A 15,678-nucleotide genomic window follows, 5' to 3' on the forward strand; every position below is an offset into this window, starting at 1 on the left:
AGGAGAATGCATGTGGGGAAAAAGCATATCGTAGCATGGCTGGATGAACACAAAGAGTCCTTTGCTAAGCTGGCCCGGCAAATTTGGGAGCGCCCAGAGATTGCGTACGCCGAATCTTTTGCAGCAGGCTTGCAAATTCAGGCGCTTCGCGAAGCTGGTTTTGCCATCGAATCGGGGGTTGGCAGCGTACCTACAGCCTTTGTCGCAACATATGGCTCGGGTAAACCGGTCATCGGACTGTTGGGTGAATACGATGCGCTGCCGGGACTTTCCCAGAAGGTAAGCTCTGTCAGGGAAGCTGTGACGCCGAACGGTCCTGGACATGGATGTGGACATAATCTGCTCGGTACAGCAGGTGTCGCGGCTGCAATCGCCCTTAAGCAAAGCATCGAGGCAGAAGGGCTAAGCGGCACAATCCGATATTACGGCTGCCCGGCCGAGGAGGTGCTGTCCGGCAAAACCTATATGGCTCGTGTCGGTGTGTTCGATTCGTTAGACGCTGCGCTGACCTGGCACCCCGGCAGCTCCAACTCAACCTGGAGCATACCGACCTCGGCTCTGACGTCCGTCGAATTTTACTTCCAGGGCCGTGCTGCTCATGCCGGGGCAACCCCGCATCTGGGCAGAAGCGCTCTGGATGCGGTGGAACTGATGAATGTGGGAGCGAACTACTTGCGCGAGCATGTACCTGACGGCACACGCATCCATTACACAATCACGAACGGAGGCGAGGCGCCGAATATCGTGCCTGCCCAGGCGAGCGTCTGGTACTACTTGCGCGGAGCGAACAGAGCGCAGGTGGACGAGCTGTTGGAGCGTCTGCTTAAGATTGCTCAAGGAGCAGCACTCATGACAGAGACAGAGGTCTCTTGGGAAATTAAGGCGGGAGTCTATGAGCTGAACGTGAATCATACGCTGAATCAACTGTTATACGAGCAGAAGGAGGATGCCGGGCCGCTCTGGTTTACGGATGAAGACCGGAGTTTGGCCGCTTCCCTGGTGAGTACCCTTGACCCGGCTGTGCGTGAGCTGTCCAAAAAGCTCCGTCAGGAGCAAGGGGCTGATGGGGGAGAGTTGCTTCCGAGTGCATTTACAAACGTTCGACCGCCGGGAAGGCAAACAGGCGGCGGGTCGACGGATGTGGGCGACGTGTCCTGGATCACCCCTGTCGGTCAAATCATAACGACCTGCGCGCCCGTTGGCGTCCAGGTACATACCTGGCAAGCGACAGCCTCTTTCGGCTCTGGAATAGGGCTGAAAGGGATGCAGTATGCAGCCAAGCTGCTGGCTCTCTCGGCCTACGAGTTGTTGACTGATGGCGGGGAACAGCTGGCCAAAGCCCGTCATGAATTTGCCCAATCTACGAACGGCAAGCCTTATGTGCCGGCGATTCCAGCTGAGGTGAGGGCTCCGGTTCTCGTGTAAATGCGGCTGCAGCTGATTTTGCTCATGCGTCATGGGTCTTGAGAAAGGTGGTAAAGAGGAAATGGCTAATTTGTTGGAGGTGGAGCGGCTGCAGACCGTGTTCTGGACCGGACAGGAAGAGGTGACCTCGGTAGATGAGGTCAGCTTTAGCCTGAAGGCAGGCGAAACGGTAGGCATTGTCGGTGAATCGGGATGCGGCAAAAGCGTAACCTCTCTTTCCATTCTGAGATTGCTTGGGCAGCACGGACGGATCAAGCAGGGAGAGATACGCTTCAACGGAGAGAATCTGGCCGTGTGGCCGGAGAACAAGCTTCGTCGTCTGCGAGGCAGAGAAATCTCCATGATTTTTCAAGAGCCCATGACCTCTTTGAACCCTGTATTTACGATTGGCAGCCAACTGACGGAGATGATACGCCAACACACAACCTTATCCCGCAAGGAGACCCGAGCCCGGGCAGTGGATATGCTGCGCAAAGTGGGGCTGCCCCATGCCGAGACTCTGATGAAGGCATACCCCCATAATTTGTCCGGCGGCATGCGGCAGCGCGTAATGATTGCCATGGCACTGGCCTGCAAGCCCAAGCTGCTCATTGCCGATGAGCCTACAACAGCGCTGGATGTTACCATCCAGGCTCAGATTTTGGAGCTGATGAAGGAACTTCGGCAGGAAAGCGGCGCAGCAATCATGCTCATTACCCATGACTTGGGGGTCGTGGCAGAGATGGCAGATAGAGTGGTTGTCATGTACGCCGGACAAATCGTCGAGGAAGCGGATGTGTTTACCTTGTTTCGCGAGCCGAGGCATCCGTACACGCAAGGCTTGCTCGAAGCGATTCCGAGAGTGACGGGCGATGTCCGGCGGCTTGCGGCGATCCCCGGAGCGGTGCCGTCCATTCAGCGAATGCCTGCGGGGTGCCGCTTCCATAATCGCTGCGCCTGGGCTACGGAGCATTGCCGGAAGGAAACGCCGCCCTTAATAGAGACTGGCCCCGATCATCGTGTGAGATGCTGGCTGGCCTCTGGTCCGGCGATCACGCATCCCCTTAAGGAAGCGAGGGTATGAGTATGTCTGTACAAGATTCACCGCATAAAGTCCCGCTGCTTCAGATTGAGCATTTGAAGGCTTATTACCCGATCAGAAAAGGCATTCTGTCCCGAACCGTCGGGCATATCAAGGCGGTGGATGATGTCAGCCTCAGCATCTATGAGGGAGAAACTCTTGGGCTGGTGGGCGAATCCGGCTGTGGCAAATCAACGATCGGGCGTTCAATCGTCCGGCTGGAGGAGCCCCATGAGGGCCGGGTTTTATTTCAGAACGAGGATATTACTCACCGCACACAGAAAGAACTTAGGCCGATCAGAACCAAGCTTCAGATAATTTTCCAAGACCCCTATTCGTCACTCAATCCGCGCAAGCGTATCGGAGAGATTTTGGCCGAGCCTTTCCTGGCACATCGTTTGGCACCGCCAAATGAGGTCAGGGGCAAGGTGGACTTGCTGCTCGAGAGGGTAGGACTCCCCCGCTCGTACAAGGATCGGTATCCCCATGAATTCTCCGGCGGACAGCGGCAGCGGATCGGGATTGCCCGGGCGCTTGCCTTCGAGCCGAAGCTGATCGTCTGCGATGAGCCTGTATCGGCGTTGGATGTTTCGATTCAAGCCCAGATTTTGAATTTGCTGTCCGATCTGCAGAAAGACTTGAATCTCACGTATTTGTTCATTGCCCATGGCATTGGGGCAGTGAGGTACGTCAGCAAGCGGATTGCGGTCATGTATCTGGGCAAGATTGTGGAGATCGGCGACAAAGACGAGCTGTTCGAACGGCCGAAGCATCCCTATACGCGTATTTTGCTCCACGCTTATCCTCCGCCCGACCCGACGCTGCGCGATAGCAAGCGGCTCACCATTCAGGGCGATGTGCCCAGCCCTGTAAGTCCGCCTTCAGGCTGCCGATTCCATACGCGCTGCCCGTTCGCGGTAGAGAAATGCAGCCAGATGGAGCCGCCGCTGACAGGGCAAGCCCATGCTGTTGCCTGTCATTTTCCGCTTCATCCATAGAGCCCGAGGAGGGACTGATATGTTTGCCTATGTTATCAGACGTGTGCTGATTGCCATCCCTGTGCTGTTCGGCATCACAGTTATAAATTTTCTGATTATCAAGCTGGCGCCGGGCAATCCGGTAGAGATGTTCATTGATCCGAATACCCCCAAGGAGCTGCTGGATGCGAAGAAGGAACTGCTCGGGTTGAACGCCCCGCTCCTCTTCCAATATTACCAGTGGCTTTCGAATCTGCTGCAAGGCCAATTGGGATATTCGTTCAGCACCTTTGCGCCTGTAGCCGAGATGATCCGAGAACGACTGGGGCCGACCTTGCTGCTCGCTTCCGCTTCACTCTTCGTCGGACTTGCCATCGCTATTCCTGTCGGAGTATTAAGCGCTCTCAAACAAAATACGAGGTTTGACTACATCATGACCGGTCTTTCCTTCATTGGTACCTCAATCCCGCAATTTTTCCTTGGCCTTGGGCTGATTTACATCTTTGCGGTGCAGCTTAAGCTGCTTCCGACAGGGGGCATGACGACGCTCGGAGGCTCGGGAGGAGTAGGGGACCTGATCAGTCACATGATTTTGCCGGTATTCGTGCTGGGCTTTGTCGTGGCGGGCAAGAAGGTGCGTTATGTGCGCGCAAGCATGCTGGATGTGCTCAAGCAAGATTACTTGCGAACGGCGCAAGCTAAGGGCTTGCATGCTTTTGTCGTGACCAATAAACATGCGCTGCGCAACGCGTTGATACCGATTATTACGGTGGTAGCAATGGAAATTCCGCTGCTGCTGGGAGGAAGTGTATTGATCGAGCAAATTTTTCAATGGCCGGGTATTGGGCAACTGACGATTCAGTCCATTCTCTCCAGAGATTATCCGACGCTGATGGGGCTGAATCTCGTAGCCGCTCTGATCGTGCTGGTCACGAACCTGTTCACGGACATTCTCTATTCGGCTGCTGATCCGCGTATTACGTACAGGTAACGAAAGGAGGAAAAGATGTGAGCGTACCTCAGTACCAGCTTAATGATCCAGGCGTCAAGCAAATTTACTCAGATGAAATTCAGCTAGAGGATACTGCCGAGCCGGGTGTAATCAGACAAATCTGGAGCCGGTTTGTCAGGCATAAGTTGGCCGTTGCCGGCCTGATTGTAACGTTGCTGCTCGTACTTGTCGCGCTGCTGGCTCCCCTTATCGCTCCCTTTGATCCGGCTATGGTGACGGGCAGCTTTTCTGCGGCTCCGTCTGGAGAGCATTGGCTGGGCACCGACCAGGTCGGACGGGATGTGCTGAGCCGCCTAATCTATGCGACCCAAGTTTCGCTGCTAGTTGGATTCGTAACTGTGGCGCTGTACGTGACCTTCGGGACACTGGTGGGGATGGCGTCAGCCTATTTTGGCGGGTGGGTGGATATGGTCATCATGCGGGTTACCGATATGTTTATGGCGTTTCCTTTTCTGATGGTTATTCTTGTCGTGATCAGCGTGCTGGGTTCGAATATGACAACCATAATTCTGGTGCTGGCCCTCTTCTCATGGCCAGGTGTCGCGAGGCTGGTGCGGGGAAGCGTGCTCGCAATCAAGCAGCTTGACTACGTGAAGGCCGGCATAGCGCTTGGCTACAGCACACCTAGAATTTTGTTCGTCCATGTGTTTCCCAATGCAATCGGGCCTATCATTGTAAATGCCACCTTCGGCATCGCTTCCGCCATTATGAGTGAAGCCGGTCTCAGCTTTCTCGGCATGGGGGTGCAGCCCCCGACGGCCAGTTGGGGCAATATGCTGACGGATGCCCAATCACTGACTGTACTGACCGACCAGCCTTGGCTGTGGGTGCCGCCCGGAGCGATGATTCTGATTACAGTGCTGGCAATTAACTTTGTGGGAGACGGACTGCGTGATGCCTGGGATGCCCGGCAGTAAGCAAGGTTGCGCGGGAGGAAGATGGATCGGGCAGGAATTTATCTTCAGGACTCCTATCCGGTGACTGGTGCATCCTCCCGTCTCCGCATCCTCCACACAATAAACCCGAAAACGAGCGTACATGCCAGCACAAGAATAGAGTTATACATAAACACCTTGCGCATGCCGAACTGGTGAGTTGCAATTCCCCCGGCGAAGCTGCCGATAATGCGTGCGGCGCCGAGCGACAGCAGACCGTTGAGCGTCTGACCGCTCGCCTTCAGTTCCTTTGGCACATTCTGATTAATATAATGCGCCATCGTTACAGCCAGTACGATAAAGATCAATCCATGCAACGCCTGCACCGGGAGCGCCCAATACGGTGAGCCGATCAGGGAGAACAAATACCAGCGGATAACCGTTGCCACGGCTGCGACCAGTAAAATATAGTGAATTTTCACCCGCTGGAAGATACGATTGGCGAACAGGAGGAATGGCACTTCACTGAGCGAGGAAATTACCATCGACCAGCCAAGCAGCAGATTATCGCCACCCAGACCATTGAAATACATCGGGAAGAACGCGTAATAATAGCCGAGCGTTATCTGGAGAATGAAGCTGAAGCCCAGGTACAGCATGAGCAGCTTATTGCGGAACAGCACGGTAATCGACACTTTGCCGCTGCCCTTGGACTGATGGCCCTCAATGACTGGAAATTTCAGTACGAGTAAAAAGCAGATGACCATGATTAGCGCGTACACGTAAAACAGGGAGCCAATATGCTTCTGGGCAATGGCGCCAAACACAATGGACATGACAGCGAAGCCGATCGTCCCGCCCATGCGGATGAGGCCAAAGCTTTGCAGCTTCTGCCGGTCCAGCACCTCCAGCGTGATCGTATCGCTCATCGCGAAGATCGAAGTCTGGAAAAAAGTGAAGATACAAATCATCATTAATAGGTATAAAAATACAGTAGAGAGCGGGTACAGCAGGGCGACAATGCCGCTGCCTGCAAGCAGGATGAGCAGAATCATATTCTTCGTACGCGCCCGATCTCCCAGCGCTCCCCATACCGGCTGGGCCAGAATTGCAACGAGAGGGCCGAGACTGAGTATTGTCCCGATCTGGATCGAGTCAAAGCCGATATCCTGAAAATACACCGGCAGAAAGGTGCCGTACACCGCATTCCCCGCATAGATGAACACATAGAATAAGATAAAGTAAATTAATCGGACTTTCACAAGAAAGCTCCTCTCTGGAGTCACGTTGAATATGCAGATCATTTAAAATAGGGCGCTGTAGCAGCAGCCCATCTCAGTATAGCAAAATTCCGGCGGGTTGAAGCTGTGAATCTGCAATTCCGGCAAATTGTTGATGTTTTTGACCAGAATTCCACTATTTGCGAAAGCAGCATCCCGATATAATGAGGGAAGAAGCTGACAAGGATGGGGGAATTCATATGGTAAACATTTCTGTAACCGCTTTATTGGAGCAAATGACGCTGGATGAGAAGATTGCCCAGCTGATGCAAATTACACCGAACTTTTTAACGGATAACAAAGCTGATCTGACCGGCCCTATGGAATGGATGGGACTCACGGAGGAAAATGTGGCCAACGTTGGCTCTGTGCTCAGCTCAGTCGGAGCCGGGAAGGTTATCGAATTGCAAAAGAACTATATGGCGAATAACCGCCTGGGCATTCCGCTACTATTTATGGCGGATATCATCCACGGATACCGGACGATTTTCCCGGTGACATTGGCTATCGGCTGTTCCTGGGATATGGAACTGGCGGAGAGGAGCGCGGCCATTGCCGCGAAGGAGTCGGCAGTAGCGGGCATTCATGTCACCTTTGCGCCGATGGTCGATCTGGTGCGCGATCCGAGATGGGGCAGAGTTATGGAGTCGACGGGAGAAGACCCTTATTTGAACAGCGAGTTCGCCCGGGCGTTTGTCCGCGGTTTTCAAGGGGAGAATTTGAGCAGCGACACAGACCGGCTTGCGGCTTGCGTGAAGCATTTTGCTGCGTACGGGGCGGCAGAAGGCGGGCGGGACTATAATACCGTGAACATGTCGGAAAGACAGCTTCGAGAATCCTATTTGCCCGCTTACAAGGCAGCGCTGGAAGAAGGCTGTGAAATGGTGATGACTGCCTTCAATGTTGTTGACGGTGTTCCCGCTACCGGCAATAAGTGGCTGATGCGCAAGCTGCTTCGCGAAGAATGGGGTTTTGAAGGCATGCTGATTTCCGATTGGGGCGCAGTGCATGAGATGATTCCGCACGGCGCGGCAGAAGGCGGAGAACAAGCTGCCCGGAAAGCAATTCAGGCCGGGGTGGATATGGAGATGATGTCCTCCTGCTATGTGAATAACCTGAAACAATTAGTAGAATCGGGTGAAATTGACGAGGCTCTGATTGATGAGAGCGTTTTGCGGGTACTGCTTCTGAAGGAAAAGCTCGGCCTGTTCGAAAATCCGTACCGCGGCGCGGACGAGCAGCGGGAGAAGGAAGTTATCCTTTGCGACGAGCATCGCCGGGCCGCCCGCGAAATTGCTGCCAAGTCAAGCGTCCTGTTGAAAAACGAACAGGTGCTGCCGCTGCATCCGGGGCAGCGGATTGCCCTTATAGGGCCATTCGCCCAGAGCGGGGATATTCTTGGCCCTTGGTCTATCTGGGGTTCCAGGGAAGAGGCTGTTCAGCTCTTTGAGGGCATATCCGAGAAGACAGCGCCAGCGCGTATTTCAGTGGCCCAAGGCTGCAATATCGAGACGGGTACGGAGGAGCAGCTGGCAGAAGCCCTCCAGGCGGCGCAGTCAGCCGAGGTGATCGTGCTGGCGCTCGGCGAGCGGTCCGAGATGAGCGGGGAGGCAGGGAGCAGGGCGGATATCCGGCTGCCGCAGGTACAGCTGGATCTGATCGCCCGTCTCAAACAGTTCGGCAAGCCGATTGCCGTTGTACTATTCAACGGTAGGCCGCTTGATTTGCATGGCGTCATTGATCAGGCAGACGCAGTGCTGGAGGCGTGGTATCCGGGTACGGAGGGTGGTGGCGCAATTGCGGACGTGCTGTTCGGAGATGTGAATCCATCGGGTCGTCTTACCATGTCCTTCCCGCATTCGGTTGGGCAAATTCCAGTGTACTACAATAATTATAATACAGGCCGTCCGCTTAAGGCAGAGAATGCAGACCAGCGCTATGTGTCCAAGTATCTGGACATTCCGAATGCGCCGCTGTTGCCGTTTGGCTACGGGTTAAGCTACACGACATTCACTTATGGCAAGGCGAAACTATCTGCAGATGTGCTGCAGCCAGGCGGCCAACTGACAGTTACGGTGGAAGTTGCAAATGACGGAAAGCGGGCAGGGGAAGAAGTCGTCCAGCTTTATATGCGAGACCTTGTGGGCGAGGTGGTGCGTCCGCTCAAGGAATTGAAGGCCTTTGAGAAAATTAGCCTCAAGCCGGGAGAGGGGAAAAGCGTCACGTTCACGCTTCAGGAGGAGCGACTGCGTTACTACCATTCTGATTTGAGCTACGAAAGCGATGCGGGAGATTTTCAAGTTTTTGTAGGACCGAACAGCCGGGATGTTGAGACGTTGGCGTTCCGGCTGCTGAAATAAGCGGCGCACTCCGACTCCGAAGTTTATATATAAAGCAGCAGCCGGGAACCTGGTATTCGGTTCCCGGCTTTTATTCATTCAAGCCCTATTAATTGTTACTATTAATGATAGTTCAGTTGTGTAAAAGGGATGTTCATAGGAGTGTGCTGATGCTAAGATAGACAGCAGGATGGATGACAGGAGTGACGGCAGCATGAATGAACGGATACAAGCCAAGGGCATCTTTTTTGATGTAGATGATACGTTGTATGATCATTTAACGCCATTTCGCCAAGCGGTTGAAGTGGTTGCAAATACGACGGGGAGCTTTCCCTATGAGGCGGCCTACCATCGGCTGCGCTACTACAGCGACAAGCTGTCGCTGTCGCTTGGCGGGGCAGGAGCAATGGAAGCGGGCAGTGCGACAGAGCAGATGCGCAAGCAGCGCTTCCAACTGGCGCTTGCCGAGTTCGACATGGAGCTGAGCATCGAGCAGGCTGCGCAGATGCAGGCCGCCTATATCGGCTGCCAATATGAAATTACGATGTTCCCGGGAGCAAGAGAACTGCTGGAGAAGCTGGCAATGGCGGGGCATACTGTCGGCTTGATTACGAATGGGGCGGGCGAGCACCAGATGAACAAAATTCGCGCTATGGATTTGGATCGTCTGATCCCACCCGCCTATCAGTTTGTCTCCGGGAATGTGGGATGGGATAAGCCCGATATTCGGATTTTTAACCATGTCAATGAACGCACAGGCACAACTCCCGCAAACAGTGTGTATATCGGTGATTCCTGGCGCAACGATGTCGTCGGGGGGCTTGGGGCAGGGTGGCGCGTAATCTGGTTCAATCATCGCGGAGTGGACCCGGAATCGGAGCATAAGCCGCATCATATTGCACGTCATTATGAGGATTTGTCGCGGCTGCTTATGGACTGATTTTGTCCCGGCGTACTCGCCGTCCAGGCAGCCCTGCCGGCCCTTGACGGCCTCGAATTCCCGCTATGTTAAACCTTCTGTGTTCGCGCTATCCGCTGTCCTTGCACCAGCATCAGCAACCCATTCGGCAATAATCGATGATCGGAGCACGATGGGATGCGGCGGTCAAACACACACCCGCCCAATTTTGCATAGGGTGTATGGTATAAAGTGACCTGTGACAAGGGAAGGAGCGGATGAGTATGACAAAGCGCCTGCATTTTTTTGCCCGCGGCAACACAGCTGAAGGCTTGTACAGTCTGAATGAATCCGTCTATGAAGATGCGAAAACCGTGTATGTGCTGGAAGGGTACCCGGGTGGAACCTCGGAGGCGCTGCAGCAGGTAGCGGAGGCATGGAACGAGAAGGAGTGGCGAATTCACTGGATTCATCAGCCGCTGGACAGCGAATTATTGGAGGGCATCATTTTGCCTGATTACCAGCTTGCCATTGTAGACGGGGAGGCTTGGGACGGCAAAAGCGCTTCACAGGGGGCGACTGTTCGGACGATAGATTTGAGTCAGGCGCTGCGGGAGGATACGTTGTCCGCAGCCACCAGGGAGGCGATAACCGCGCTCGAACGGGAGATCGAGCGAACGTATGCAGCGGCTTATGCGCTTTTCCAGCGGACGCTGCAAATTCATGATGAATGGGAGGTCTTCTATATCGAGGCCCTTGATCGCGATATCATGAACAGCCTCGCGGCAGAATGGACCAACCGCCATTTGACGCCTCCTGTCAAAGAGAAGACAGCTAAGGTTTCTCACAGATTTCTGGGTGCGGCTACCTGGAAGGGCGCTGTCGATTATGTTTTGAATTTGACCGATGAGCAGCGCACCCGTGTCTTTGTCAAAGGACGTCCGGGCTCCGGTAAGTCCACGCTATTCAAAAAACTTGCAGCAGCTGCAGCTGGCAGAGGAATCGATGTTGAGGTATACCATTGCGGTTTTGACCCGAACAGCCTGGATATGCTGATTTTCCCGGAACTGAGCCTCGCGATCTTCGACAGTACTGCGCCGCACGAGCATTTTCCTGTTCGCGAGGGAGACAGCATCCTGGATGTTTACGGGCTTGCCATCCCGGAGGGGACCGACGAGAAGCATCTTGAAGCGTTGGCAGAAGTCAGTGCGCGCTACAAGTCGTCCATGCAGCAGTCCATTGCGTTGCTTGCAGATGCCAAGGAACTGCGCAGCCAACTGGAGGAACTGTACAAGGAAGCAGCCGATCCGACTGTTCTCAGCAGGATCGGCCGGGATTTGGTACTGGAGCTGGAACATGTTTAGTTTTAAGTTATGAAAACCATTCGAGCCTGTAATTTGCGACGCCCGACCGGGGCAGCAAATTACAGGCTCAGTATTTGGATTGGCGAGGCCGTTAGCACAATTTGTCACGACTCCTGCTTCAATAGCTGAATAAGTTGGTCGCGCACCTTGGCATAGCCATTAGCGCTTCGAGTTTCGGACAAGTTAACGGTACGGTGCCCGAGGGGGCTGCGCATTTCGGTCGCAATACCGCCGGGGGAGCCCCCCATTACGATGATCCGATCGCCCAGAAATAGCGCCTCATCGACATCATGGGTAATGAACAAAGCCGTTTTCCCGCTTTGTTGCCACAGCTCCCGCACTTGAACCTGCAGCGCTTCCCGAGTAATGGCATCCAGAGCGGCGAACGGTTCATCCATCAGCATCAACTCCGGTTCAGTCACCATCGACCGCGCGATCGCGACCCGCTGCTTCATGCCGCCCGAGAGCTGATGCGGCATCAGTTTGGCGGCATGGGCCAGCCCGACCCGCTCAATAGCATCAGCGGCTCTCTCTCTGCGCAGCACCTTCCTTATTCCCTGCATTCTCAGCCCAAACTCTACATTGCCGCGAACATTCAGCCAAGGAAACAGGTTGGCATGCTGGAACACAACGCCGACCTGGCGGTCAGGGCCAAGATGCGGACGGCCGAACAGCTTGATTTGCCCGGCGGTCGGCTGCTCATAGCCTGCAATCATGCGCAGCAGAGAGGTTTTACCGCTTCCTGACGCGCCCAACACACAGACGAATTCGCCTTCCACGATTTGAAGATGGACATCCCGTAGAATTTCTCGCTGTTGCTTTCCGTCCCCGTAGCTAAGGCCAACAGCAGACAGGCTCACGACCTCTTTTCCGGGAGTAGTGCTGCTAGACTCCGTTGTTGGCAACGATAGATGCTCTTTGCTTTGCTCGATTGTCTCGACTTGGATAGCCGCCATCTTGATCACCCCGCTCCTTTCCCATCCTGTACGCTATTCTAAGGCTGAAGCGCGTCAGTGCGAATTCCCGCTTCAAAGGCGGCCAGATCCGGGGCACTTGGAATGGATTGTTGCGTCACCAGAAAATCGCCGGTTTCTTTCAACACTTTGGCGAATACACTGCCCACACCGTTGCCCAAATACTGCTCGCTGCGCTGCTCTTCGGATGTCAGCCACACCAGTTCATTCATTTGCGCCAGACTATCCTGCGCCGACTGATTAATAAAATCACCAATGGATTGCGCGGCTTTCTCAGGCTCGGAACGGTAGAAGGCAATCGCCTCATCCAGCACTCCGACATACTGTTTCAGAAATTGCGGGTACTTGTTGGCAAAAGCGGTGCTGACAACCCCGACGTCAGCGGTAATAATACCTTTCTCCGCCAGCTTCTTGGCCGTTGTCAGTATCGTTCCTTTATTTTCGATCAGCTTCGCAAGCGTAGGCTGCCACACGAAAGCTGCGTCAATGTCGCCCCGCTGCCAGGCGGCCAAAATATCCGGAGGCTGCAAATCCAACACTTTCACATCGGAAGCTTCAAGTCCGGCCTCTTTCAGTGCGGACAGAAGGCTGAAATGCGTGGTCGAGCCGAACGGCGCAGCGACCTTCTTGCCTTTTAACCCGCTGACATCTTTCACGCCAGCCGCCTCTTTAACTGCAAGCGCCTCATTGTCACCAATAATATCATGGAGGAAGTAAACCTGATACTCCAGCTTGTTTGCAATACCGATTGCTACTGGCACCGAACCGGCAAGACCTAAGTCGATGCCGCCGGAGGCGATAGCTGTATTGACATCCCGACCGGAATCGAACTGAACCCAATTAATTTTCACATCAGGAAACTTTTTCTCCACAAGACCCAATGTTTTCGCTAACAGTTCAGCATTGGGAATAACCTGAAATCCGATTCGTACTTCCTTGGGAAGCTCTGCCTCAGTACCCCCGCTTGAACTTGTCTGTGTCGGTTTCTCTCCTTCAGTTTCCTTGTTCGCCGTTTTGTTCTGCTCGCCCCCGTTGTTTGCTGTCTGCTGCCCCCCAGCACGATTGGCGTTGCTATCGCTTGCCGGAGCAGAATTGCCGGAGCAAGCGGAAAACAGCAGCGCCATCATGATCGCCACAATAGAAAGTCCAATCCGAGAACGCCGTCTGGAATCATTGTGCTTCAGCTTCATTATGATCCTCTCCCTTAAATGACTATTTACTCGTTGCAATCCTGGTCATTCCTTGCCGCTCCACGGTACGATCTTGCGCTCCAGTGAGCGGATAGCGATGTCAATCAGGATGGCAATTAAGCCCATCATAATAATCCCTGCAAAAACAATGTCGCTGCGTAAAAATTTGCTTGCATCCAGCACCATCCAGCCAATTCCGGTGACTGCGGCAACCATCTCGGCTGCGGCAAGAGTCGTATAGGCGACTCCAACTGCCGTTCGAATGCCAATAAATATTTCCGGCAGGCAGGAGGGTAGAATGATGTGAACATATATCTTCCACTTGCTGGCTCCAAGCGAACGGGCGCCGTTGATGCGATCAGACGGCACGCGCTTGACACCAGAGACGACTGCAATATAGAGCGGGGCAAAAGCTGCCAGAAAGAGAAGCATAATCTTGGAGGCATCCTCAATGCCCAGCCACAATACCAGAACGGTGTAGTAGGCGAGCGGGGGCAGCGGACGATAGAATTCAATAAAAGGATAGAGCGCCGCTTGCACCCATTTGTTGGAGCCGCTTAGAATGCCGAGCGGCACCGCGGTTAAGAGCGCTAGCGCAAAAGCCGCGCCAAGTCGATACATGCTGTCCCAAATATGTAGCGCCAGCGGGCTGCCCTTGTAGCCGGATGTCACCATATCCGTAAATGCCCGCCATACATCGGGGGGAGAGGGCAGAAACAGCGGCTTCACCCAGCCGTTCGCGGTTACGATCCACCATGCCGTCAGCGCAAGCAGGACAGCCGCCAGTGAGACGATGCGCGGAAGCACAGCCTTCCTGTTCATGATTCCAGCAGCCTCCCTCATCGAAATGAATGTGGTTCGATTTCTTCCTGTTCGTCTACTGCCGCCGGCTTATATCGGCTTATAATGGTAGGCAACAATTTCTCCTTGGGACGCGCTGCTTTGCTCCTGCTTGACAGAGAGCGGCAGCAGCGGAAACAACAGTTCCGCTACGCGATAAGCCTCTTCCAAATGCGGATAGCCGGACAAGATGAATGTCTCAATGCCCAGTTGACGATATTCCTCCAGCCGCTTGGCTACCGTCGCCGGGTCTCCAACCAAGGCGGTTCCCGCGCCTCCCCTAACCAGCCCGATTCCAGCCCACAGATTCGGCGAAATCTCAAGCTCGCTCCGCTTGCCGCCGTGCAATGCTGTCATTCGCTGCTGACCGTGCGAGTCCATCCTCGCATAGATTTGCTGCGCTTTGGCTATCGTCTCGTCATCGAGATGGCGAATCAGATTGCTTGCGGCCTGCCAAGCTTCCTCCGCTGTTTCGCGGACGATAATATGCAGCCGTATTCCGAAGCGAAGCGTCCTGCCGCGCGCGGCCGCTGCAGCCCGCATTGCTGCAAGCTTTTCCTTGACTTGTTCGGGAGGTTCTCCCCAGGTTAGAAATACGTCGGCGTATTGCCCAGCCACCTCCATAGCTGCCGGGGAAGAGCCTCCAAAAAAGACAGGCGGATGAGGCAATTGCTGCACAGGGTAGAAATTGTGTGCTTTCTTCACCTTCAAATATTGTCCCTCAAAGGTGACCTCCTCCTGATGGAGCAGCCGCTGCCAAATATGCAGAAATTCCTCCGTCAGCGCATAGCGCTCATCATGACTGAGGAACAGCCCTTCCGCTTCCAGTTCGGCGGGATCGCCGCCGGCAACTACATTAATCAGCAGACGTCCTGCGGAATGCCGGTCAAAGGAGGAGCACATTCTGGCAGCGAGCGTCGGGGTCATGAGTCCTGGCCTGACCGCGACCAGAAATTTCAGCCGTCGGGTGGCCGAGGCCAGCATAGAAGCCATCACCCACGAATCCTCGCAGGATCTTCCCGTTGGCAGCAACACGCCGCTGTACCCAAGATCCTCTGCTGCCATCGCTACTTGCTTGTAATAGCTGGTTGTTGTTATGCGCGCCCCTTTGTCAGTTCCAATGTATCGGCCGTCACCGTATGTCGGTATGAACCAAAACAATTCCACTGTCATCCGCCCTTATTCTAAGTTTTCTCATAGGTTTTATGAGGTATTTAAGCAAAAAAAATCACAATAACCGTATTCAACGTAACGATTACTGTGACTCCAGTTATCTGGTCGTTCACACCAAGTGAATAATTGTTCACCCTGTGATGATAATAAGCCCATTTCAAGTAGCTGTCAACCTTTTTTTACAAATTGTGTTATTCGTCTGTGATAATGTCATCCCATAACTGTTCTGAGATAATGTCACTATGGGACAGGAGACAATAACGTTGACAAA

At 54.1% G+C, this 15,678-nt stretch carries 13 protein-coding genes; 8 read left to right on the forward strand and 5 right to left on the reverse strand.

Annotation, left to right across the window (positions count from 1 at the left end; all coding sequences use genetic code 11):
• Positions 1–6 precede the first annotated feature (6 nt).
• From JFN88_RS11050 to opp4C, 5 genes are all read left to right on the forward strand, one after another.
• Positions 7–1,425: an amidohydrolase gene (locus JFN88_RS11050; RefSeq protein ID WP_233167706.1), complete on the forward strand. Its 1,419-nt coding sequence runs from the start codon at positions 7–9 to the stop codon at positions 1,423–1,425.
• 61 nt (positions 1,426–1,486) lie between these two features.
• The gene (locus JFN88_RS11055; protein ID WP_199019357.1) at positions 1,487–2,488 is read left to right on the forward strand and encodes an ABC transporter ATP-binding protein; all 1,002 of its coding nucleotides are present in this window, start codon (positions 1,487–1,489) and stop codon (positions 2,486–2,488) included.
• Between the two features lie 2 nt (positions 2,489–2,490).
• On the forward strand, positions 2,491–3,483 hold the full coding sequence (locus JFN88_RS11060) for an ABC transporter ATP-binding protein (protein ID WP_199019366.1): 993 nt from the start codon (positions 2,491–2,493) through the stop codon (positions 3,481–3,483).
• 19 nt (positions 3,484–3,502) lie between these two features.
• Positions 3,503–4,453, forward strand: a complete 951-nt coding sequence (locus tag JFN88_RS11065; RefSeq protein ID WP_199019358.1) for an ABC transporter permease — start codon at positions 3,503–3,505, stop codon at positions 4,451–4,453.
• Between the two features lie 77 nt (positions 4,454–4,530).
• Positions 4,531–5,391: an oligopeptide ABC transporter permease gene (gene opp4C / locus JFN88_RS11070; RefSeq protein WP_332908464.1), complete on the forward strand. Its 861-nt coding sequence runs from the start codon at positions 4,531–4,533 to the stop codon at positions 5,389–5,391.
• Between the two features lie 53 nt (positions 5,392–5,444).
• Here opp4C and JFN88_RS11075 read toward each other — a convergent pair whose 3' ends face one another.
• Positions 5,445–6,611 carry an MFS transporter gene (locus tag JFN88_RS11075; RefSeq protein WP_332908463.1) on the reverse strand — a complete coding sequence of 389 codons (1,167 nt, stop codon included), beginning with the start codon at positions 6,609–6,611 and terminating at the stop codon, positions 5,445–5,447.
• Between the two features lie 218 nt (positions 6,612–6,829).
• Between JFN88_RS11075 and JFN88_RS11080 the strand changes: the two genes are divergently transcribed.
• The 3 genes from JFN88_RS11080 (at position 6,830) to JFN88_RS11090 (ending at position 11,230) form a co-directional block, all read left to right on the forward strand.
• Positions 6,830–8,989 carry a glycoside hydrolase family 3 N-terminal domain-containing protein gene (locus JFN88_RS11080; RefSeq protein ID WP_199019360.1) on the forward strand — a complete coding sequence of 720 codons (2,160 nt, stop codon included), beginning with the start codon at positions 6,830–6,832 and terminating at the stop codon, positions 8,987–8,989.
• A 193-nt stretch (positions 8,990–9,182) separates the two neighbouring features.
• A complete protein-coding gene (locus JFN88_RS11085) occupies positions 9,183–9,908 on the forward strand; it encodes an HAD family hydrolase (RefSeq protein ID WP_199019361.1) in 726 nt (241 codons plus the stop codon).
• 242 nt (positions 9,909–10,150) lie between these two features.
• Positions 10,151–11,230: a hypothetical protein gene (locus tag JFN88_RS11090; protein WP_199019362.1), complete on the forward strand. Its 1,080-nt coding sequence runs from the start codon at positions 10,151–10,153 to the stop codon at positions 11,228–11,230.
• Positions 11,231–11,334: 104 nt separating this feature from the next.
• Here the strand turns inward: JFN88_RS11090 and JFN88_RS11095 are convergent, their stop codons facing one another.
• From JFN88_RS11095 to ssuD, 4 genes are all read right to left on the reverse strand, one after another.
• Positions 11,335–12,186 (reverse strand): ABC transporter ATP-binding protein, encoded by an 852-nt coding sequence (locus tag JFN88_RS11095; RefSeq protein ID WP_199019363.1) that lies wholly within the window; start codon positions 12,184–12,186, stop codon positions 11,335–11,337.
• A gap of 38 nt (positions 12,187–12,224) precedes the next feature.
• A complete protein-coding gene (locus JFN88_RS11100; RefSeq protein ID WP_233167708.1) occupies positions 12,225–13,394 on the reverse strand; it encodes a taurine ABC transporter substrate-binding protein in 1,170 nt (389 codons plus the stop codon).
• A 45-nt stretch (positions 13,395–13,439) separates the two neighbouring features.
• Positions 13,440–14,216, reverse strand: coding sequence for an ABC transporter permease (locus tag JFN88_RS11105; RefSeq protein WP_233167710.1), 777 nt, complete (start codon positions 14,214–14,216; stop codon positions 13,440–13,442).
• A gap of 69 nt (positions 14,217–14,285) precedes the next feature.
• The gene (gene ssuD, locus JFN88_RS11110; protein WP_199019365.1) at positions 14,286–15,401 is read right to left on the reverse strand and encodes an FMNH2-dependent alkanesulfonate monooxygenase; all 1,116 of its coding nucleotides are present in this window, start codon (positions 15,399–15,401) and stop codon (positions 14,286–14,288) included.
• Between the last annotated feature and the right edge of the window lie 277 nt (positions 15,402–15,678).

This window comes from Paenibacillus roseus (assembly GCF_016424485.1).
GTDB lineage: Bacteria > Bacillota > Bacilli > Paenibacillales > Paenibacillaceae > Paenibacillus_D > Paenibacillus_D roseus.

Coding starts and splice junctions, on each gene's coding strand:
- JFN88_RS11095 (WP_199019363.1), bottom strand. CDS start 12,186: ATGGCGGCTATCCAAGTCGAGACAATCGAGCAAAGCAAAGAGCATCTA.
- JFN88_RS11065 (WP_199019358.1), top strand. CDS start 3,503: ATGTTTGCCTATGTTATCAGACGTGTGCTGATTGCCATCCCTGTGCTG.
- JFN88_RS11105 (WP_233167710.1), bottom strand. CDS start 14,216: ATGAACAGGAAGGCTGTGCTTCCGCGCATCGTCTCACTGGCGGCTGTC.
- JFN88_RS11050 (WP_233167706.1), top strand. CDS start 7: ATGCATGTGGGGAAAAAGCATATCGTAGCATGGCTGGATGAACACAAA.
- JFN88_RS11100 (WP_233167708.1), bottom strand. CDS start 13,394: ATGAAGCTGAAGCACAATGATTCCAGACGGCGTTCTCGGATTGGACTT.
- JFN88_RS11080 (WP_199019360.1), top strand. CDS start 6,830: ATGGTAAACATTTCTGTAACCGCTTTATTGGAGCAAATGACGCTGGAT.
- JFN88_RS11090 (WP_199019362.1), top strand. CDS start 10,151: ATGACAAAGCGCCTGCATTTTTTTGCCCGCGGCAACACAGCTGAAGGC.
- JFN88_RS11060 (WP_199019366.1), top strand. CDS start 2,491: ATGTCTGTACAAGATTCACCGCATAAAGTCCCGCTGCTTCAGATTGAG.
- JFN88_RS11055 (WP_199019357.1), top strand. CDS start 1,487: ATGGCTAATTTGTTGGAGGTGGAGCGGCTGCAGACCGTGTTCTGGACC.
- JFN88_RS11085 (WP_199019361.1), top strand. CDS start 9,183: ATGAATGAACGGATACAAGCCAAGGGCATCTTTTTTGATGTAGATGAT.